Annotated in this window: 16 protein-coding genes; 8 read left to right on the forward strand and 8 right to left on the reverse strand. The window is 74.3% G+C overall.

Annotated features, from left to right (window positions below; translation table 11 throughout):
• Window positions 1-5: 5 nt before the first annotated feature.
• From D7147_RS20360 to D7147_RS20375, 4 genes are all read right to left on the reverse strand, one after another.
• Window positions 6-839: a TIGR03084 family metal-binding protein gene (locus D7147_RS20360; RefSeq protein WP_120680073.1), complete on the reverse strand. Its 834-nt coding sequence runs from the start codon at window positions 837-839 to the stop codon at window positions 6-8.
• 39 nt (window positions 840-878) lie between these two features.
• Window positions 879-1,484 carry a TetR/AcrR family transcriptional regulator gene (locus D7147_RS20365; protein WP_120680074.1) on the reverse strand — a complete coding sequence of 202 codons (606 nt, stop codon included), beginning with the start codon at window positions 1,482-1,484 and terminating at the stop codon, window positions 879-881.
• 839 nt (window positions 1,485-2,323) lie between these two features.
• Window positions 2,324-3,067: a metallophosphoesterase family protein gene (locus tag D7147_RS20370; RefSeq protein ID WP_120680075.1), complete on the reverse strand. Its 744-nt coding sequence runs from the start codon at window positions 3,065-3,067 to the stop codon at window positions 2,324-2,326.
• Window positions 3,068-3,200: 133 nt separating this feature from the next.
• A complete protein-coding gene (locus D7147_RS20375; protein WP_076467173.1) occupies window positions 3,201-3,878 on the reverse strand; it encodes a Crp/Fnr family transcriptional regulator in 678 nt (225 codons plus the stop codon).
• 215 nt (window positions 3,879-4,093) lie between these two features.
• Here D7147_RS20375 and D7147_RS20380 point away from each other — a divergent pair, with 215 nt between their 5' ends.
• The 6 genes from D7147_RS20380 to D7147_RS20405 all read left to right on the forward strand — a co-directional run bounded on the left by D7147_RS20380 (window position 4,094) and on the right by D7147_RS20405 (window position 9,387).
• The gene (locus tag D7147_RS20380; RefSeq protein WP_120680076.1) at window positions 4,094-4,756 is read left to right on the forward strand and encodes an adenosylcobinamide amidohydrolase; all 663 of its coding nucleotides are present in this window, start codon (window positions 4,094-4,096) and stop codon (window positions 4,754-4,756) included.
• A gap of 56 nt (window positions 4,757-4,812) precedes the next feature.
• Entirely contained in the window at window positions 4,813-5,967 is a 1,155-nt protein-coding gene (locus D7147_RS20385; RefSeq protein ID WP_120680077.1) for a CapA family protein, read from the forward strand.
• Window positions 5,968-6,032: 65 nt separating this feature from the next.
• On the forward strand, window positions 6,033-6,821 hold the full coding sequence (nth, locus tag D7147_RS20390; RefSeq protein ID WP_120680078.1) for an endonuclease III: 789 nt from the start codon (window positions 6,033-6,035) through the stop codon (window positions 6,819-6,821).
• Entirely contained in the window at window positions 6,818-7,456 is a 639-nt protein-coding gene (locus tag D7147_RS20395) for a TlpA family protein disulfide reductase (RefSeq protein ID WP_120680079.1), read from the forward strand. The genes nth and D7147_RS20395 overlap by 4 nt, the downstream gene beginning before the upstream one ends.
• Window positions 7,453-8,145 carry an NUDIX hydrolase gene (locus tag D7147_RS20400; RefSeq protein WP_120680080.1) on the forward strand — a complete coding sequence of 231 codons (693 nt, stop codon included), beginning with the start codon at window positions 7,453-7,455 and terminating at the stop codon, window positions 8,143-8,145. Before D7147_RS20395 ends, D7147_RS20400 begins: the two co-directional genes overlap by 4 nt.
• Window positions 8,146-8,208: 63 nt before the next feature.
• Complete coding sequence (locus tag D7147_RS20405; RefSeq protein ID WP_120680082.1) at window positions 8,209-9,387, forward strand: MarP family serine protease; 1,179 nt, start codon at window positions 8,209-8,211, stop codon at window positions 9,385-9,387.
• Window position 9,388: 1 nt separating this feature from the next.
• Here the strand turns inward: D7147_RS20405 and D7147_RS20410 are convergent, their stop codons facing one another.
• The 3 genes from D7147_RS20410 to eccCa all read right to left on the reverse strand — a co-directional run bounded on the left by D7147_RS20410 (window position 9,389) and on the right by eccCa (window position 15,587).
• Window positions 9,389-10,159, reverse strand: coding sequence for a phosphatase PAP2 family protein (locus tag D7147_RS20410; RefSeq protein WP_120680084.1), 771 nt, complete (start codon window positions 10,157-10,159; stop codon window positions 9,389-9,391).
• Between the two features lie 39 nt (window positions 10,160-10,198).
• Entirely contained in the window at window positions 10,199-11,530 is a 1,332-nt protein-coding gene (gene mycP, locus D7147_RS20415; RefSeq protein ID WP_120680086.1) for a type VII secretion-associated serine protease mycosin, read from the reverse strand.
• A 76-nt stretch (window positions 11,531-11,606) separates the two neighbouring features.
• Window positions 11,607-15,587: a type VII secretion protein EccCa gene (gene eccCa, locus D7147_RS20420; RefSeq protein WP_120680089.1), complete on the reverse strand. Its 3,981-nt coding sequence runs from the start codon at window positions 15,585-15,587 to the stop codon at window positions 11,607-11,609.
• 103 nt (window positions 15,588-15,690) lie between these two features.
• Between eccCa and eccD the strand changes: the two genes are divergently transcribed.
• Window positions 15,691-17,088: a type VII secretion integral membrane protein EccD gene (gene eccD, locus D7147_RS20425; protein WP_120680091.1), complete on the forward strand. Its 1,398-nt coding sequence runs from the start codon at window positions 15,691-15,693 to the stop codon at window positions 17,086-17,088.
• A gap of 34 nt (window positions 17,089-17,122) precedes the next feature.
• Here eccD and D7147_RS20430 read toward each other — a convergent pair whose 3' ends face one another.
• The gene (locus D7147_RS20430; RefSeq protein ID WP_120680093.1) at window positions 17,123-17,629 is read right to left on the reverse strand and encodes an inorganic diphosphatase; all 507 of its coding nucleotides are present in this window, start codon (window positions 17,627-17,629) and stop codon (window positions 17,123-17,125) included.
• Between the two features lie 362 nt (window positions 17,630-17,991).
• Here D7147_RS20430 and dacB point away from each other — a divergent pair, with 362 nt between their 5' ends.
• Entirely contained in the window at window positions 17,992-19,686 is a 1,695-nt protein-coding gene (gene dacB, locus D7147_RS20435; RefSeq protein ID WP_120680095.1) for a D-alanyl-D-alanine carboxypeptidase/D-alanyl-D-alanine endopeptidase, read from the forward strand.
• Window positions 19,687-19,699: the final 13 nt, after the last annotated feature.

The raw sequence follows: 19,699 nt of genomic DNA on the forward strand, positions 1-19,699 counted from the left end.
GCGGATCACGCTCGTACCCCGGGGGTCTGCGGCGCGGCCGGCGACGGACGGCCGGATCGCGGGTCCAGCGGCGGGCGACCGGCGCCGGGCGGGCCGGCGAAGGCCTGCGCCACGTCGAGCCACTCGTCGGCGACCGGGCCGGTGACGCGAAGCGCCAGGTCGGCCCGGTGCCGGCGCTGGGTCACCAGCAGGCAGAAGTCCCGGGCCGGTCCGGTGACCCGGTCGGTGGCGTCGGCCGGACCGAAGCTCCAGGTCTCCCCGCGGGGCGCGGTCAGCTCCACCCGCACCGGCGCCGCGGGCATCGGCCGGCCGTGGGTGGCGAAGCTGTGCCCGAGGGTACGCACGCCGAGGTGGGCGATGTGCCGGAGCCGGTCGGTGTCGGGGCGGCGTACGTCGAGCGCGTCCGCGACGTCCTCGCCGTGCGCCCAGGTCTCCATGATCCGGGCGGTGACCATCGAGGTGGGCGACATCCGGGTGCCGTACCAGGGCAGCTTCTCTCCGGGTGGGCAGGCGGCGAGGACGGCGGCGAGGGAGGCACGACCGGCGCGCCAGCGGAGGAGCAGCTCGGCCGGCGGGGCGAGGAACTCTCTCGTACCGGTCTCGACGAGCCGGGCCGGGTCCGGGGCGGCGTTCACGGAGGCGAAGAAGGCCGTGGAGTCGGTGCCGGCGAGCAACGCGACGTGGTCGGTCCAGGCGAGGTGGGCGATCTGGTGCGCGATGGTCCAGCCCGCCGCCGGGGTCGGGCGGGACCAGTCGGCCGGCGGCAGTGGACGGACGAGAGCCTCCAGCGCCTCGGACTCCTCGGCCAGGTCGGCGAGCAGGTTCGTCAGGTCGACCATGGTGCCTCCGGTCTGGTCGTGCCCCCGGGCGCGGGCGGGTCAGGGCGTGAGGAGCGTGGCGAGTCGTCGCTTCCAGGTGTTGAGGAGGGCGGCGCGCCGGACGCTGTCGTCGGTGAGCAGGTTGGCCACGCCCAGCCCACGAAGCAGGTCCAGGGTGGCCTGGACCGTCTCGCGGACCCCCTGGCGTCGCTCGTCGACGTCGAGCAGCGCGACGGTGAGTCGGTGCATCTCCCGGCCCACCCGGGCCTCCAGGGGTATCAGCGCCCTACGCAGCTCGGGATCGGTGCGGGCGGCGACCCAGAGTTCGAGCGCGGCGACGAAGAGCGGACCGGTGAACGCCACTTCGAGCAGGTCGATCACCCGGTCGAGCCGCTGCGGCCCGATCGGCAGGGCTGCTGCCTCGGCGCGCAGCTCGGCCGCGCGACGCTCGGCGAGGTGCCCGACGGCCGCGGTGACCAGCGCGGCCTTCGTCGGGTAGTGATGCAGCTGCGCACCGCGGGAGACCCCGGCCCGGGCCGCGACCAACGTGGTCGTGGTGCCCGCCCAGCCGTGCTCCACCAGGCACTCGACGGTCGCCTCCAGCAGTCGCGCCTGCGTGGCGCGGCTGCGTTCCTGCCGAGGCACGCGGATCGATGCGGCGGACACGGGAACAGCGTGCCGGGATCAAAACAAACAGTCAAGCCTGACTTTTTCGTGCCCCGTGACCGTGGTGTCCACTGCGGACCACCGATCGGCGTCGGCGGACGCCGAGTGCTGGTGCGCGGAGCCTTTGGAGCTGATGTCGCAGGCGAGTCAGCGAGCCTGCGGTCGCGCGTTGACGCTCCGCCGCGCCCGTCGTCGCCGTGAGCCTGAGCCGTGAGCCGTGAGCCGTGAGCCGTGGGCCGTGGGCCGTGGGCACCCCCGCGCAGTCGGCAGGATGTGTCCGCTTTGTGGACCCGGCGAGCGATGGCGACCTCGCGACCGAACGGTGACCGGACGACAGCGACCCCGCGTGGCGGTCCAGGCGCATGCAGCCCGCCTGATCCGCCCCATGGTCAACTCGGGTTCCTTGATGTCGGGCCGTCCGGACCACCCGGACACCCCGACTTCAAGGAACCCGAGTCGATCGACGAGGCCGGCCTGGCTGGCGGCCTTGAACGCCGCGCCTGCGGGGCGGCGGCGGACCTCGAGATGCCTCCCACCTGTGCCCGGAGAACGTCGCGCGATCACCGTCGTCAATGACGCCGATCTGCCGGGACACCGGCTCACCCACGAGCGTGCGGGCCGAGAGCGGTCGTGGCCGGGGCGCAGTGCGTCGTCGACCACCGGGCAGACCACTTCCCCGTGTTGGCGTGCCGGCCCCGAAGGCGACGTGAGCCGGCAGAGGTTCCCCGACCCGACCCGATGTCGTGGGTGATTCAGCTCCAAAGGCGCCGCGCACCATATCCCTACCCCCTTCGGCGCGTCTCCCGGCGCGCTGTTTGGAGGGGTTGGGGCCGGTCCGCTCAGCGTCCGTCGCGAGGGGCGAAAACGGCGAGCGCGTCCGCGTCGCTGTGCCGGGAACGGACGTACTCGTCGGCGAAGCCGGCGGCGTCCGGGAAGCTGGACTCGGCGGCCAGCCGGACGCAGGCCGCATCCACGTCGAAGTCGGTACGGCGCAGCTGCACCCCGGGGCCGAGCAGCGCCCAGTACGCGCCGGTCCCGCCGTACGGCATCCCGACGCTGCCCGGGTTGACCACCAGGCGCCGGTCGACCAGCCGCGCGAACGGCATGTGGGTGTGCCCGCAGACCACCGTGCGCACCTCCGCCGGCAGGTCGGCGAAGACCTCGGCCCAGCGGGCCATCCGGCTGTCGACCAGCACGACCTCCTCGTCGTCGCGGGGCGTCGCGTGGCAGAAGAGCACCGGACCGAGGCCGGCGACGGGCAGGGTCACCGTGCGGGGCAGCGCCGCCAGCCGGTCGACCTGATCGTCGCGGAGCTGAGTCGCCGCCCAGTTCGAGACCTCGATCGGGAGGCTGCGCCCGGCTCGTGCCTCCACCAGTTCCCGGTCGGCGTTGCCGCCCACCCAGCAGACCCGGTCGCCGAGGTCGGCGAGCCGGTCGAGCACCTCGACCGGCTGCGGGCCGGCGGCGATGTCACCGGTGAGCACGATCAGGTCGGCGGCAGCCACGTCCGGCTCGGCCAGCACGGCCTCCAGCGCGGGCAGCACCCCATGGATGTCGGAGAGGACGGCGACCCGGTTCAACATCGGTCCACGATCCCGCCGCGCCGGGGGCGGTGTCGAGCTTTTCTGCCCGGGGCAGACACGAAGCGGCCCGGACCGCGCGAGGCGGTCCGGGCCGGAGACGCTCCGGGATCGGGCGGGCGGCCCGACGGGTCGCTCAGACCCGCGCGCGGCGGGCCAGGCGCTCCGGATCCAGGATGATGATGCTCTTGCCGTCCAGGCGCAGCCAGCCCCGCGAGGCGAAGTCCGCCAGCGCCTTGTTGACCGTCTCCCGGGAGGCGCCGACGAGCTGGGCGATCTCCTCCTGGGTGAGGTCGTGGGTCACCCGCAGCACGCCGCCGTCGCGGGTGCCGAAGCGACCGGCCATCTGGAGCAGGTTCTTCGCGACCCGGCCCGGCACGTCGGTGAAGATCAGATCGGCGAGCGAGTCGTTGGTCCGGCGCAGCCGGCGGGCCAGCACCCGGAGCAGCTGCTCGGCGATCTCCGGCCGGTTGGCCAGCCACGGCCGCAGGGCCTGCTTACGCAGCCGGACCAGGCGGGTGTCGGTCACCGCGGTGGCCGTCGCCGTGCGGGGCCCCGGGTCGAAGAGTGACAGCTCGCCGACCATGTCCGACGGGCCCATCACCGCGATCAGGTTCTGCCGGCCGTCCGCCGCGCGGCGACCCACTTTGATCTTGCCGGACAGCAGGATGTAAAGACTGTCGCCGGGCTCACCCTCGTTGAACACGACCTCGCCCTTGCGGACCTCGATCGTCTCCATCTCCTTGGCGAGCGCCTCGGCAGCCTCCGGGTCGACACCCTGGAAGATCCCGCTGCGGGCCAGTACCTCGTCCATCGCGCACCTCCGGTTGCGCGTTGCCGTCCCTCGGCCGGGTCCGCCGTCCGCTGGTCCCTCGCGCGCCGACAAGTCTAGGCGCACGTGAGCCGGAATCAGAGGTCGCCCCTGGAAACGTGATCGTTGGGCGTAATCCGCCCGTTCCGCCTGACCAGCGAGGACGCCGGCAACCGACCACCGGCGTCACCGGAGCCGGCGGCCCGTAGGGTCACCGCGTGCTGAGCGAGCCGCTGCTGACCACCCGCCACGAGGACGGGCTCGACGTTCCGCTGCTGGTGTGGCGGGCCACCACACCGCTGCGCGCGGTGAGCACCGCGTCGCTGGGTGGTGGGATCGGCGTACGGCACTGGGTCGTGAACGCGACCGTGCCGATGTCGTACGACCGGGACGAGCCGGCCGACCACCTGGCCGCGCTCGCCCACGGACTCGGGCTCGACGGACCCGGCGTGGGGCTGCTCACCGGCGTGGACGTCGCCGAGGTGGTCGCCCGGAGCGACGGCGGCGTGCGGGTGTGGGCGACGGTCGGGCTCGGCCTCCCCGTCCGGGCTGCCGAGCCGGCGCCCGAGGCGCTCGGCGAACGGGTCGGCACGATCAACATCGTGGTGTACGTGCCGGCGCGGCTCGGCGACGCCGCCCTGGTCAACGCGGTGGCCACCGCGACCGAGGCGAAGGCGCAGGCGATCTCGGAGCTGGGTCTGGCGGCCACCGGCACCCCGACGGACGCGGTCGCCGTGCTCTGCCCCGTGGACGGCCCCGATTTCGCCTACGGCGGGCCCCGCTCGACCTGGGGTGCGCCGCTCGCCCGCGCGGTGCACGCCGCCGTGCTCGCGGGCGGGGTATGCACAGTCGTGCCCTGGTCAGAGCGGCTGAACGGCTGAAATTCCGGCCGATCGGCCGTCGTTTCCGCGAAGCCTGCCCGGTAGGGTCGCGGGCGATGTACGGTGCCGCCCACCCCTCGCGCCGCCGCCGGACCGCCCTGGTCCTCGGCGTGCTGCTCGCTGTTCTCGTGGCCGGGTGCGGCGAGTCGGCCACCTCCCCGGTCTGGCGACCCGGCGCGGGCGGTGGCGCCCCCGGTGCGCCGGTGACTGACGTCACCCCCTCGACGGGCGGCTCCGCCGCGGCCGAGAAGGAGATCGTCTCGCTCTCCGCGACCGGCGACATCATCATGGGCAACGCCCCGAACCGGCTGCCCGCCAACGGTGGCAAGGGCTTCTTCAACTCGGTCACCAAGGCGCTCGCCGCCGACGTGGTGATGGGCAACCTGGAGGAGCCGCTGACGGTGGACACGGGCACCGGCAAGTGCGGGGCGGACTCCACCCGCTGCTTCCAGTTCCGGGCCCCGCCCGAGTACGCGGCCCACCTGCGTGAAGCCGGCTTCGACCTGCTCAACCAGGCCAACAACCACGGCTACGACTACGGCCCGAAGGGCTACCAGAACACCCAGCGGGCCCTCGAGAAGTACGACCTGGCGCACACCGGCGCGCCGGATCAGATCACTGTCGTCGAGGCCGAGGGCGTCAAGATCGCGGTCGCGGGCTTCTCGTCGTACGTCTGGTCCAACAGCCTCGTCGACATCGCCGCCGCGAAGCGGGTCGTGGCGAAGGCGGCCACCATGGCCGACCTCGTCGTGGTGCAGGTGCACATGGGCGCGGAAGGCTCGGACAAGACCCGGGTCCGGCCCGGCACCGAGATGTTCCTGGGCGAGAACCGGGGCGATCCGGTCAAGTTCTCGAAGGCGATGATCGACGCCGGGGCCGACCTGATCGTCGGGCACGGCCCGCACGTGCTGCGCGGAATGGAGTTCTACAAGGGCCGGCTGATCGCCTACAGCCTGGGGAACTTCGCGGGCGGGGGCGGCTCGCTCAGCAACAACGGCCGGCTCGGCTGGGGTGGCGTCCTCAAGGTGTCTCTGCACCGCGACGGCAGCTGGGCGGGGGGCTCGTTCACGTCGACGTACATGAACGGGGCGGGCAAGCCGACCATGGACCCGGATGATCGGGGCCTGGGCCTGGTCAAGCAGCTCACCGGCAGCGACTTCCCGAAGACCGGGGCCCGCTTCGACGCCGCCGGCAAGATCAGCCCCAGCTGACCCCGGCTAGGTGCTCCGGGGCGTGGACCCGGGAGGAGCCCGAGCGGCGACGTAGGCTGGCCGTCGTGACCCGTAGCTCTCCCGGTGTCGACGAGACCGACCTCGGGCGCAAGCGACGCGCTCGGCGGATCGGCCGGGTGCTCGCCGAGACCCACCCCGACGCGCACTGCGAACTGGACCACTCCAACGCGCTGGAGCTGGCCGTCGCGACGATCCTCTCGGCCCAGACCACCGACAAGCGGGTCAACGAGGTCACCCCGAAGCTCTTTCCGCGCTACCCGACGGCCGCCGACTACGCCGCCGCCGACCGGGGCGAGCTGGAGGAGCTGCTCCGCCCCACCGGCTTCTTCCGGAACAAGACCGACTCGCTGATCAAGCTGGGGCAGGCGCTGGTCGAGCGCCACCACGGTCAGGTGCCGGGCCGGATCGCCGACCTCGTGGCGCTGCCCGGGATCGGGCGCAAGACGGCGAACGTCATCCTCGGCAACGCGTTCGGGGTGCCCGGGATCACCGTCGACACCCACTTCCAGCGCCTGACGCACCGCTGGCGGCTCACGGCGGAGACCGACCCGGTCAAGATCGAGCATGCGATCGGCGCGCTCTATGAGAAGCGCGACTGGACCATGCTCTCGCACCGCGTGATCTTCCACGGCCGCCGCGTCTGCCACGCCCGCAAGCCGGCCTGCGGGGCCTGCACGCTGGCGAAGCTCTGCCCGTCGTACGGCACCGGACCGACCGACCCCACGGTCGCCGTCAAGCTGCTCAAGGGCCCCCGGGCCCGCGACCTGGCGGTCGCCGCCGGGATCGACCCGCAGCTGGTGCCGGCCCAGGCGGTCACCGCGGAGGTGCCGTGAAGCGCCGGATCATCGCCCTGCTCCTGCCGCTGCTGGTGGCCGCCACCGCCGGCTGCACCGCCGCCGGCACCGAGGAGTCCGCCGCCCCGTCACGGCCGCGGGCCGAGCGGCCGTCACCGTTCGAGGACTGCGCGACGCTGACCACCCCGCCGGCCACCCCGACCGCCGGCACGGCGACCCCCGACGCCGCCGACTCAACCGTCGGCACCGGAGATCCCCTGCCGGAGCTGACCCTCTCCTGCTTCACGGGCGGGGCGCCGGTCGCCCTCCGCGACGTACGTGGCCCCGCTGTGATCAACATCTGGGCGTCCTGGTGCCCGCCGTGCCGCGAGGAGCTGCCCGCCTTCCAGCGGCTGAGCAAACGGGCCGGTGACCGGCTGCACGTGATCGGCGTGAACAGCCAGGACAGCCGCAGCGCAGCCCAGTCCATCGGCGAGGACCTCGGCGTCGGCTTCCCGATGCTGGTCGACCAGGGCACGGCGCTGCAGCGGGCGTTGAACCGCAACGCCTTCCCGCTGACCCTCCTCGTCGACCCGCAGGGGCGGGTCGTGCACACCGACGCGTCCGGCGCGCTGGACGACGCACGCCTCGGCGAGCTGGTCCGCGAGCACCTCGGGGTGGCGGTGCCGGCGTGACCCGGAGACCGCCGGAGTGGATGGCGCCCCTGCTCGCCCGGGTCGGAACGGCCCGCGCCGAGGACTTCACCCGGCTGGTGACGCCGGAGAGCGGCGGGCGGGAGAGCGCCGTGCTGGTGCTCCTCGGCGAGCAGGCCGAAACCGGTCCGGACGTGCTGATCCTGCAACGGGCGGCCACCCTGCGGACCCACGCCGGTCAGCCCGCCTTCCCCGGCGGCGCCGCCGACCCGGAGGACGCCGACGCCCGGGCCACCGCGCTGCGGGAGGCGAACGAGGAGGTCGACCTCGACCCGGGCAGCGTCACCGTCCTGGCCGAACTGCCGAAGCTCTGGATACCGGTCAGCGACTTCGTGGTCACCCCCGTCCTCGCCTGGTGGCACGCACCGCACCCGGTGCGCCCCTGTGAGCCGGCCGAGGTGGCGCACGTGGCCCGGCTGCCGATCGCCGAGCTGGTCGACCCGGTGAACCGGGTGCGCGTACGCCACCCGAGCGGCTGGGTCGGCCCGGCCTTCGCGGTCCGCGGCATGCTGGTCTGGGGCTTCACCGCCGGGGTGCTGAGCACCCTGCTCGACCTGGGCGGCTGGTCCCGCCCCTGGGAACCGGGTCGGCTGGTCGACCTGCCGCCCACCGGGGCGACGCCGGCTCCCTCCGCGGGCACCGACGAGGTCGACGAGACACCCGTACGCTGATCACGCGGTCACCTTCCGCAAGCGATGGTCATCCGACGGGCCGCCGGCCCGTACGCTTGACCCGTGTCCGCCGTCGATCTCGTCCTCCTGCTGCTCATGCTCGTGTTCGCGATCAGCGGATATCGCCAGGGTTTCGTCATCGGGATCCTGTCGTTCACCGGGTTCTTCCTCGGCGCGTTGATCGGGCTCCAGGCCGGGCCGATCCTGGCCCGCCAGTTCGTCGACAGCGGCACACGGGTGCTGATCTCCCTGGTGGCCGTCTTCGGTCTCGCCGTGGCCGGGCAGGCGCTCGCCGGCTGGCTGGGCTCGAACCTTCGGGCCGCGATCACCGGTCCGGTCTTCCGCAAGATCGACGACGTCGGCGGCGCGTTCGTCTCCCTCTTCGCGGTCCTCCTGGTCGCCTGGCTGGTCGCGGTGCCGCTCGGCTCCTCCTCGCTGCCCTGGCTGGCCTCCTCGGTGCGGAACAGCGCCCTGCTCAACGTGGTCGACCGGGTCCTGCCCGACCAGGCGCAGCGGCTCTCCACCGCGCTGCGGGACACCGTCGACACGAACGGCTTCCCCGACGTCTTCGGCGACCTCGCGCCCACCCGGGCCCGGCAGGTGGAGCCGCCCGACCCGGCGCTCGCCGGCTCCCAGGTGGTGGTCAACGGGCAGCGCTCGGTGGTGAAGGTGCTCGGCTCCGCGCCGAGCTGCTCCCGGCGCATCGAGGGCTCCGGTTTCGTGTACGCCGACGACCGGGTGATGACCAACGCCCACGTCGTCGCCGGCACCCGCTCGGTCGCCGTGGAGCTCGGCGGCGACCGGTACGACGGGGACGTGGTCGTCTACGACCCGGACCGGGACCTCGCCGTGCTCCACGTGCCGGGGCTGCCCGGCCCCTCCATGCGGTTCGCCGCCGGCAACGCGGGCACCGGCGCGGACGCCATCGTGCTCGGCTTCCCGCTCGACGGGCCGTACAACGCCCAGTCGGCCCGGATCCGCGACGTGGACCGGATCACCGGGCCCGACATCTACTCGTCGGGGGACGTGACCCGGGAGATCTACACGATCCGTGCGCTGGTCCGCAGCGGCAACTCCGGCGGGCCGCTGGTCTCCTCGAACGGGCTGGTGCTCGGGGTGATCTTCGCGGCGGCCGCGGACGACCCGAACACCGGGTTCGCGGTGACGGCGGCGGAGGCCCGGCCGGTGGCCCTGGCCGGTGCCGAGCGCACCCGTGGCGTCGACACCGGCGAGTGCACCTGAGCTACCTGCGGGGCGGCGCGGGCTCCCGGTGGGAGAGCGGTCGGGCGACCGGTGAGGTGTGCCGCCAGACGGTGAAGCCCGCCGCGGTGGCGGCCAGGACGGCCGTGCCGAGGAGCCACCCGCCGATCACGTCGCTGGTCCAGTGCACGCCGAGCGCCACCCGGCTCGCCCCGGTCAGCGCGGCGATCAGCAGGGCCGTGGCCCAGAGCGCCGCGCGCTGCGCCGGGCGCCGGGCGAACGGCAGGAAGACCACCAGCAGCACCCCGGCGGCGAGCGCCGCGTTGAGCGCGTGACCGGAGGGGAAGGCGTACCCGGTGGCCCGGGCGACCGGTTCGAGCAAATCCGGGCGGTTCCGGCCGACGAGCAGCTTGAGCAGGGGGCCGAGCAGCCCGCCCAGCACCATGGTCACCACCACCCAGAGGGCCAGCCGGCGGGCGTCCCGGCGGACCAGCCAGACCACGAGCGCCAGGGCGGCGGCGCGCAGCGGCATGGGCGCGAAGACCTCGGTCCAGACCGCCATCAGCCGTACCCAACCCGGGTGCTCCAGCGCGTGGTCGTGCAGCGCCCCGGTCACCGACGTGTCCAGCCGGTGCAGTGGCGGCCACGCCCCGAGCACGAGCAGGGCGAGCGAGGTGAAAGGCGCCAGCACCAGGAAGGCGGCGGCCACCGCCAGGGTCAGCCGCAGTCCGCGCGGCGCCGCCGGGTCGAGCCGGCGTCGCCGCCAGGACGTCTCGGTGCCGGGAACGAGGGTGCGCGGACCGGTCGTACTCATGGCATCCGTTCTACCCGACCCGGCGGTTGATCAGCCGCCTCAGCGGTGCTGCCGGCGCCGCCGGCGAAGCATCAGCGCCGCCCCGGTGAGCAGGGCTACGAAGAGCGCGGCCCCCGTCCAGAGCCGTTCCGGCTCCGAGTCGTCCTGGCCGCCCGCCGGGCGGGCGGTCCACCGGGTCTGTTGCTGCGGGGCGTTGAAGCCGAGCGCATCACCGATGCGGGCCGTCTCGTCGCCCTGGGCGAGACCCGGCGCCGGCCCGAAGCCGGCCACGCCGGGAGAGGTGTTGTCGTCGAGCGGGTTGCCGGCCACCGTCGGCACATCGGCGGAGAGCGCGGCCACCGGGTCGACGAGCCCGAAACCGAAGCGGTCGTCCCGCCCCGTCGGCCCGAGATCACGAGCGGTGGACATCAGCCGGTTGACGACGTCGCCCGCCGACATCTGCGGATAGCGGGACCGGACGAGGGCCGCGGTCGCGGAGACCAGCGGCGCGGCGAAGCTGGTCCCCTGCACCCGCCAGTAGCCGCCGGGGCGGGCGCCGACGAGCCCCGTGGCCGGCGCGGAGAGCACGGCGGCGCGACCGGTGATCGAGCCGGACCAGAGGTTCTCGCTGTTTCGTTCCAGGCCGGCGACCGCGATCACACCCGGCTCCCGGGCCGGGTACCAGACCTCGGTCGTCGTCGAGCTGGCGACGTTGCCGGTGCAGGCCACCACCACCACGTCGCGGGCGAAGGCGTAGTCCAGGGCGGCGGCGAGCGCGGGGCTGTCGCCGCTGCCGCCGAGCGACAGGTTGATCACCCGCGCGCCGTGGTCGACCGCCCAACGCACACCGCGCGCCACGATGAGCGCGTCGTCGTACCGGTTCTCGTCGTCGAGGACCCGGACCGGCAGGATGCGGGCGTCCGGCGCGAGGCCGACCACGCCCCGCTTGTCGTCCCGGCGGCCGGCGATCAACCCGGCCACCGTGGTGCCGTGGCCCACCGGATCCGCCTGCTCGCCGCCGCCTGGGGACACCAGGTCGTACCCGGGCAGCACCTGCCCCGTCAGGTCGGGGTGGGTGGCGTCCACTCCGGAGTCGACGACGGCGACGGTCACCCCGCGCCCGGTCGACGTGCGCCAGGCGGTGGCCGCGTTCAACTCGTCGATCTGCCACTGCTCGTCGCGGATCTGGTCCGGCCGGTCCGGGGCCACGTCCGGCGCGTACGCCAACGGGGTGGCGGCGACCGGGTTCGCGCGGACCGGAGCCGCCGCGACGGGCACCGCGGGAACGGTCACCGCGACGACGGCCGCCGTCACGCCGAGCAGCGCCCGGCCGGCGGTCCGTCGGCCCGCTGCCGGGCAGCTGCGCCGAACCCCAGTCACATCCTCAGCCATTCATCGCCAGCGGAACCACAACGATCGGAGATTACCGGTTCCCCGCCCGATCGAGGGACGATCCGCAGGACACGGTTCACGGCGCCGGCAGATGTGCCAGCTGGACCAGGCGTACGCCCTCTCGCCGGGTGACCAGCCGACCACGGCCCGGCGGCAGCGGGCCGGGGCGGACCGGCCCGACCAGCGCCCCCTCGTCCGGGCTGCCGGTCATCACGAGACCGGCCGTGGCGAGTTCCCGCAGCCGCTGGACGATCGGCTCGTACTGGGCGCGGGCGGCGCCGCCGCTGCGCCGGGCCAGCACCAGGTGCAGGCCGATGTCGCGGGCCTGCGGAAGGTACTCCTCCAACGCGCGCAGCGGGTTCGCCGGCCCCGTCGCCACCAGGTCGTAGTCGTCGACGAGCACGAACAGCTCCGGCCCCGACCACCACGAGCGCTCGCGCAGCTGCTCGGAGGTGACCTCGGGACCGGGGATGCGGCGGGCGAGGTAACCGGCGGCCGACTCGACGAGGTCGGTGGCGTGCGCGGCCGCGGTGCCGTAGCCGATCAGATGGTCCGTCTCGATCGCCCCCAGCAGGCTCCGCCGGTAGTCGACCAGGATCACCCGGGCCTGCTCCGGGGTGAACCGGGTGGTGATGGTGGCGCCCAGCGCACGCAGGAACGAGGACTTGCCGCACTCGGCGTCGCCGAAGACCACGAAGTGCGGTTCGGCGGCGAAGTCGAGGGCCACCGGGCGCAGGTCGGCCTCGGCGATCCCGATGGGCAGCCGCAGCCCGGTCGCCGCGGCGAGGTCCAGGTCGGCGTAGGGGAGCACCGGCGGCAGCAGCCGTACGCGGGGCGCGGGCGGAGCGTTCCACGCCTCCGCTACCTGCTTGACGAGGTCGGCGGTGTCGGCTCCGGCGAGCCGGGGCAGGGCGGTCAGGAAGTGCAGGCCGTCCGCGTTGACGCCCCGGCCCGGAGTCTTCTCCGGCACGTTCGCGGCCGCCCGGCGGGCCACCAGAGAGTCGTTCGGATCGCCGAGGCGCAGCTCCAGGCGGGACCCGAAGAGGTCCCGGATCGCGGGGCGGAAGTCCAGCCAGCGCAGCGCGGTGGTCACCACGTGCACCCCGTAGGAGAGCCCTCGGGTCGCCAGATCGGTGATCAGGGGCTCCAGGTCGTCGTACTCGGCGCGCAGCGTCGTCCACCCGTCCACCACGAGGAAGACGTCGCCGAACGGGTCGACGTCCGGCCGGCCGGCGCCGGTGGGTTCGCTCCGCCACCGCCGGTACGCCGCCATCGACTCGACGCCCAGCTCGGCGAAGCGGCGTTCCCGCTCGGCGAGCAGGGTGGCGACCTCGCCGATGGTGCGGCGGACGGCGGTCGGGTCGGCGCGCCCGCTCACCCCGCCGACGTGCGGCAGGTCGCGCAGCGCGGCCAACCCACCCCCGCCGAAGTCCAGGCAGTAGACCTGCACCTCGCGCGGGGTGTGGGTGAGCGCCAGCGCGCAGATCAGCGTCCGCAGCACCGTCGACTTACCGCTCTGCGGGGCGCCGACCACCGCGACGTGCCCGGCCGCCCCGTCGAGGGCCAGCCAGAGCAGGTCACGACGCTGCTCGAAGGGCTTGTCCACCACGGCCACCGGAACGCCGAGCGCACCGTGCAGCTCCGGGTTGCCGGTGCTGAATCCGCGCGCGGAATCCACCGTGACCGGGCCGAGCAGCTCGTCCAGCGCGGGTGGCCGGTCGAGCGGAGGCAACCAGACCTGGTGGGCCGGCGGCCCCTGGCCGGCCAGCCGGCCCACCAGGACGTCCAGCAGGCTCTCCCGGCCCTCCTCCTCGGCCGTCGGCGTGGGCTTGGCGCCCGGGTCGGGTATCGGCACGAAGTGGGTGTCGAAGGTGAGCAGGCGCGGTGGTCCGTCCACTTCGGGGCCGCCCGCCGGGCCGCGCCGGGGCAGCGCGCCGGAGACGTACGCGGCCTTGAACCGGACCAGCGGCTCGGTGCCGAAGCGCAGGTAGCCGTGCCCGGGGGTGCGGGGCAACTCGTGGGCGTCCGGTACGCCGAGCACCGTCCGGGACTCCAGCGCGGAGAAGGTACGCAGGCCGATCCGGTACGACAGGTGCGTGTCGAGCCCGCGTAGCCGCCCCTCCTCGAGCCGCTGCGAGGCGAGCAGCAGGTGTACGCCGAGCGACCGCCCCAACCGGCCGATCTGCACGAAGAGGTCGATGAAGTCCGGCTTGGCGGAGAGCAGCTCGGAGAACTCGTCGCAGATCAGCAGCAGGGACGGCAGCGGGGGGAGGGCGCTGCCGGTGGCCCGGGCCCGTTCGTAGTCCCGTACGCCGGCGAAGTTGCCGGCCCGGCGGAGCAGCTCCTGACGGCGCATCAGCTCACCGTTGATGGCGTCGACCATCCGGTCGACGAGCGGCAGCGCGTCCTCCAGGTTGGTGATCACGGCGGCCGTGTGCGGCAGCCGGTCGAACGAGGCGAAGGTGGCCCCGCCCTTGAAGTCGATGAGCACGAAGTTGAGCTGCTCCGAGCTGTGCGTGGCGGCCAGCCCCAGCACCAGCGTGCGTAGCAACTCGGACTTGCCGGAGCCGGTCGCGCCGATGAGCAGCCCGTGCGGGCCCATCCCGTCCTGCGCGGACTCCTTGAGGTCCAGTTCGACGGTGCCGCCGTCGGCGCCCACGCCGATCGGCGTGCGCAGCCGGTCCCGCGCCGGCCGGGGCGCCCAACCCTGCTCGACCGTGAAGCCCTGCGGGTCGCCGAGGTCGAGCAGTTCGGGCAGCCCCGGCTCGGCGTGCAGCGGGGCGTCCGGGCCGTTCGCCGTGCCGGCGAGGCGCAGCGGGGCCAGCCGGCGGGCCACCGCCTCGGCGTCGGCCGGGTCGAGCTGGTCCGGCGCGCCCACCTCGGCGTGCCCCTGTGCCGAGTACGAGTGCAGCCGCCCGTCGCGCAGCTCCAGCAGGAGCGCGTACCGGTCGAGCAGCCGGGGCGGCGGGGTGTCCAGGTCGAGCACGGTGACCGCGTCGATACCGCTGTCGCCGGTCATGTCGGTGGCGCCGGTGAGGTCACCGCCGTCGAGGACGACCACCACGTGCGGCCCGTCCGTCGCCGGGCCGGCCGGGCTGAACCGGGATCGGCTGGCCAGCACCTCGTCGAGCAGCTGCTCCAGTTCGGCGGCGGAGCTGGTGACCAGGCGCACCGGGCCGAGGGCGTCGGCGCGGTCCGGATGCCGGGCGTGCGGCAGCCACTTGACCCACTCCCAGGCGGCGCGTCGTTCGGGTCCGGCGCAGACGGCGATCAGCAGCTCCTCCGGGGCGTGGAAGACCGCCAGCTGGGTGAGGACCGCCCGCACCATCGCCCGCGCCGCCGCGCCCCGGGCCGGGCCGCCGTCCGCCGCCGGCCCGTTGTCGGGTTCGGTGGCGCCGACGTCGCGTACGAAGACCCGGGCGAAGCTGCGCAGCGAGAGCGCCACCGGCAGGTCGGGCACGACCGAGTAGGCGTCGAGGAAGCGGCGCAGCGCGCCGGCCGTCATCGGCTCCAGCTCCTCCAGCGGCCGGGTCACGGGTGGGAGCAGCGGGGTGGCGAGGGTCTGCGGCCCGACGCCGACCCGTACCACCGCGAAGTCCGGATCGCCGGGGCGGCGCTCCCAGACCCGGTGGCTCGTCACCGTCGACCAGAGCCGCTCCGGGTCGGGATGCCGGTAGTAGAGCCCCTCCCGCTGCCGCCCGGCGGTCTCCCGGACCCGGCGGCGCAGGGCGGTCAGGTGCCGCAGGTACTCCCGCCTGGCCGCCATCATCTCCGACTTGCGGGGCGTACCGGACGCGCTGCCCCACGAGGTCACCAGCATCGCCAGCGAGGAGAGCCCGAACATCGCGCCCACCACGTACGAGTAGGCGCCCCCGCCCCGGCCGAACATCATCGCCATCGCCACCGTGCCGCCGAGCATGGGCAGCACCATGAGCAGCTGCTGCCAGCGGCCGCCGGTCACCTCGGGGATCTCCGGCGGGGCCTCGACGGGCAGCTCGCCGACCGGGATCTCGGGTGCCGGTCGGCGGGGCGGCCGTTTGACGACGACGGTGGACACGGAACCTCCTTCCGGAACGCTCGGTAACCCGAAGCTGGCTCATCGTAGGTAAAGTCCTGTCGTCCGCGCAGCCACCGATCCCGTTCGATATGGAGACAGGCCGATGTCATCCGGGCTGGCCCGCGTCACGATCAGCGCCCCGCGACGCCGGCTGGACGTCGCCCTGCCGGGACAGGTCCCCCTCGCGGAGCTGCTCCCGGACGTGCTGCGCCACGCCGCTGTCGGGCTGGCCGACGACGGCGAGTGGCACGGGGGCTGGGTGTTGCGGCGCACCGACGGCGTGCCGCTGTCGACCGCCCAGGGGCTGCATCCGCAGGGGATCCGCGACGGTGAGGTGCTGCACCTGGTCCCGGCCCGCGTCCACTGGCCGGAGCTGGAGTACGACGACGTGGTCGAGGCGATCGTGGACGGCGCGCGGCGTCGGGGCGGGGCGTGGTCGGCGGCGGCCACCCGGACGGTCGTACTGGCCGGCGCCGGTGTGCCGCTCGCGGTGGGGTTGCTCGCCCTGCTCGGCGGCGGGCCGCAGCAGCGGGGCGGCTGGCTCACCGCGGCCGTCGGCGCGCTGCTGCTGGTCGTCGCGGGGACGATCGCCTCCCGGGCGCACGGCGACGGGGTGAGCGCCGCGACGCTCGGCGGCTACGCGCTGCCGTACGCGGCGGCGGCCGGTGCGCTGGCGGTCGGCTCGGGTGACCCGGTTGGTCCGTTCGCGCCGCTGCGCTGGGTGGGGGCCGCGGAGGTGCTGGCCGGCGCGGTGGCGCTGCTGTTGGCGTCGGTGCTCGGCGTGCTCGGGGTCGCCAGCCGGCTACGCGTCTTCGTGGCCGGTGCGACGGTCGGCCTGCTGGGCGCGCCGACGGCCCTCGGCGGGCTGGCGCTCGGCCCGGCCGGAGCCGCCGCGGTGCTGCTCTGCGTGCTGGTCTTCGCGATCGGGGTGATTCCGCTGCTGGCGATCCGGCTCGGCAAGCTGCCGCTGCCGCCGATCACCCTGCCGACGGCGGACGAGGGCGGTACGCCGGTGCGCGACCTGCCCGACCGGGGCCGGGTGTACGCGGCGGTGGCCCGCACCGAGGAGATGCTCACCGGGATGCTGCTCGGGCACGCCGTGCTGGCCGTGCTGGCGGCGGTGGTGCTGGCCGTCACCGGTGGCGTCGCCGGTGCGGTGCTGATCGCCGTCACCGCCGCCGTCCTGCTGCTGCGCTCCCGGCTCTTCGTGGCGGTCCGGCACCGGGTGCCGCCGGTGATCGGCGGTCTGGTCGGTTACGCCGTGCTCGGCGCCGTGCTCGCCGACCGGGCCGGTGCGACCGGTCGGCTCGGGCTGGCCGCCGCCGGGGTGGCGCTGGCCGTGCTCGCCGTGAGCGCCGGCACCACCTACGCCCGACGTCCGGTCTCGCCGTACCTCGGTCGGGTCGCGGACCTGGCCGACACGGCGTTCGTGGTGGCCGTGGTGCCGGTCGCCTGCGCGGTGCTGGACCTGTACGAACAGGCCCGGGGGCTGCTCGGCTGAGCGGTTCCCGGGCCCGTCGTAAAGATCGGTGCGATCAGTGCAGGCCTTCGCCGCGCTCCTCGGCTTCCTTGGCGCGCTGGTAGGAGGCGTGGATTTCGGCCTCGGCCTCGGTGCGGCCCACCCAGGTGGCGCCCTCGACGGACTTGCCGGGCTCGAGGTCCTTGTACACCTCGAAGAAGTGCTGGATCTCCAGCCGGTCGAACTCGCCCAGGTGGTGGATGTCGCGCAGGTGCTCCTGGCGCGGGTCCTCGTAGGGGACGCAGAGGACCTTGTCGTCGCCGCCCTTCTCGTCCGTCATCCGGAACATGCCGATGGTGCGGCATCGAATGAGGCAGCCGGGGAAGGTGGGTTCGGGCACGAGGACGAGCGCGTCCAGCGGGTCGCCGTCCTCACCGAGGGTGCCCTCGATGAAGCCGTAGTCCGCCGGATACTGGGTGGATGTGAAGAGGGTGCGGTCCAGCCGGATCCGGCCGGTCTTGTGGTCCACCTCGTACTTGTTGCGGTGACCCTTCGGGATCTCAACCGTGACGTCGAAATCCATGTGCACGCTCCCTCGTTTGCCCACGCTGGCCAACGGAATCGCCGGCACCGCCGGTGGGCGTATTCACCCGCCGGCCGCGACCGCCGCATAGTGTTCGGACCGAAGTAGTGTCACCCAAGCCAATTTCCGCAGGGGAGGAGGGGGCCGTGGGGAGGGAAGATTCACATTACCGCCCGGACGAGGGGTCTGGACGCGGTACGGGGCGATCTGGTTCCGGTGGCGCCACTGGGCGCGTACGGGTTCCCGGTACTCACCCCTCCCGGACCTCAGGCCCGGGCCCCGACCAGGCGGCGGAGCAACCGCCCACCGGTGGCTCCGCGCCCATTCCGGGACGATTCCCCGCCGTGGGGCCGGAGCGGCCCATGGTCCCTCCGGTCTTCCCCAGCACCGAATCCGGAGGGCCGGCTCCGACCTCTGGTATCCCGACCAGCCCGGCACCGGCCGGACCGAGCCGCGAGCAGTGGCCCGCCGTCCAGGAGTACGCCGGGGCGGCGCTGGGCGGACCGCCGACAACCGGTCCCACCGACCGCACCGCTCCCGCCGGTCCGGACCGACTCGGCGCCGGCGGTTCGCCCGACGGCCCGGTCAGTGCACCGCCGGATGCCGCCGGCCCGACCGCTCCCGCGCCGCGCCGTCGGCTGCCGGTGGTGCTCGCCGTGGTGCTCCTGCTCGTGCTCGCCGGCGTGGGGGTGGCGGTGGTACGCCCCGGCCCGGTCGCCGACTGGCTCGGCGGCGCCGAAGACACCCGGGCCGAACCGGCGGCACCGGAGCCCTCGCCGTCGGCGGTGCTGGCCGGCGCCGACCCGAACGCCCCCGAGCCCACGCCCGACGGGGTGCGCGCCGCGCTCGACCCGCTGGTCCGGGCGGCCGCGCTCGGTGACCGGGTGAACGTCTCGGTGGCGGACGCCGTCACCGGCCAGTCCCTCTTCGGTCGGGGCGCGGACGACGGCACCGTGCCCGCCTCGGTGACGAAGCTGGTCACCGGGGTCACCGTGCTCGCCGCCAGGGGACCCGGATACCGGATCCCGACCCGGGCGGTCGCCGGGGCGAACCCGGGCGAGGTGGTCATCGTCGGCGGCGGAGACCCGACGCTCGCCGTCGACAAGAACGGCTTCTATCCGGGCGCCGCCCGGCTGGACGACCTGGCCCGCCAGGTCGAGCAGGCGCTCGGCGGCGCCAAGCCGACCAAGGTGATCATCGACGGGTCGCTCTACTCCGGCCCGGGCCTCGAACCGGGCTGGGACGAGGACATTCCGACCGGCGGGTACGGCTCGCCCATCACCGCCCTGATGACCGACGGCGCGCGTCGGGACGTGCCGCAGGCCAAGCGGGACCACGAGGCGGGTAACCACGCCGCCGTGCGGGTCTCCGAGCCCGACCTCACCGCCGGCCGCGCGTTCGCGCGGCGGCTCGGTCTGCCGAACAGCGCGGTCTCCCGCGGCACGGCGCCCATCGCGGGGGGCGACGCCACGGCCGGCGCCCCCGGCAGCGAACTCGGCAAGGTCGAGTCGATGCCGCTGATGCGGCTGGTCGACATCATGATCACCGACAGCGACAACATCATCGCCGAGGCGCTGGCCCGCCAGGTCGCGCTGGCCCGGGACAAGCCCGGCTCGTTCGTCGGCGCGGGCGCCGCCATGGACGAGGTGGCCGGGGAGCTGGGCCTGCCGGCCGACGAGCTCTCCCTCGCCGACGGCAGCGGGCTGTCCCGCACCAACCGGATCAGCCCGTCGCTGCTCACCGACCTGATCACGCTCGCCGGCAACGGCAGCCGCCCCGAGCTGGCCGCGATCTTCGGTGGCCTGCCGGTCGCCGCCTGGTCCGGAACCCTGGGCGACAGGTACGAGACGGCCGGCACCGAGGCCGGCGCCGGCGTGGTCCGGGCCAAGACCGGGACGTTGAGCAGCGTGAACGCGATCGCCGGCCTGGTCACCACGAAGGACGGCCGGCTGCTCACCTTCGCGGTGCTCACCGACCGGGTGCCCGGCGGTAGCGATCCCGCCCGGGTGGCACTGGACCGGATCGCCGCCACGCTCGCGAGCTGCGGCTGCCGCTGACCCACCCCGGGCC

Origin of the sequence: Micromonospora musae (genome assembly GCF_003626545.1) — a bacterium.
Lineage (GTDB): Bacteria > Actinomycetota > Actinomycetes > Mycobacteriales > Micromonosporaceae > Micromonospora > Micromonospora musae.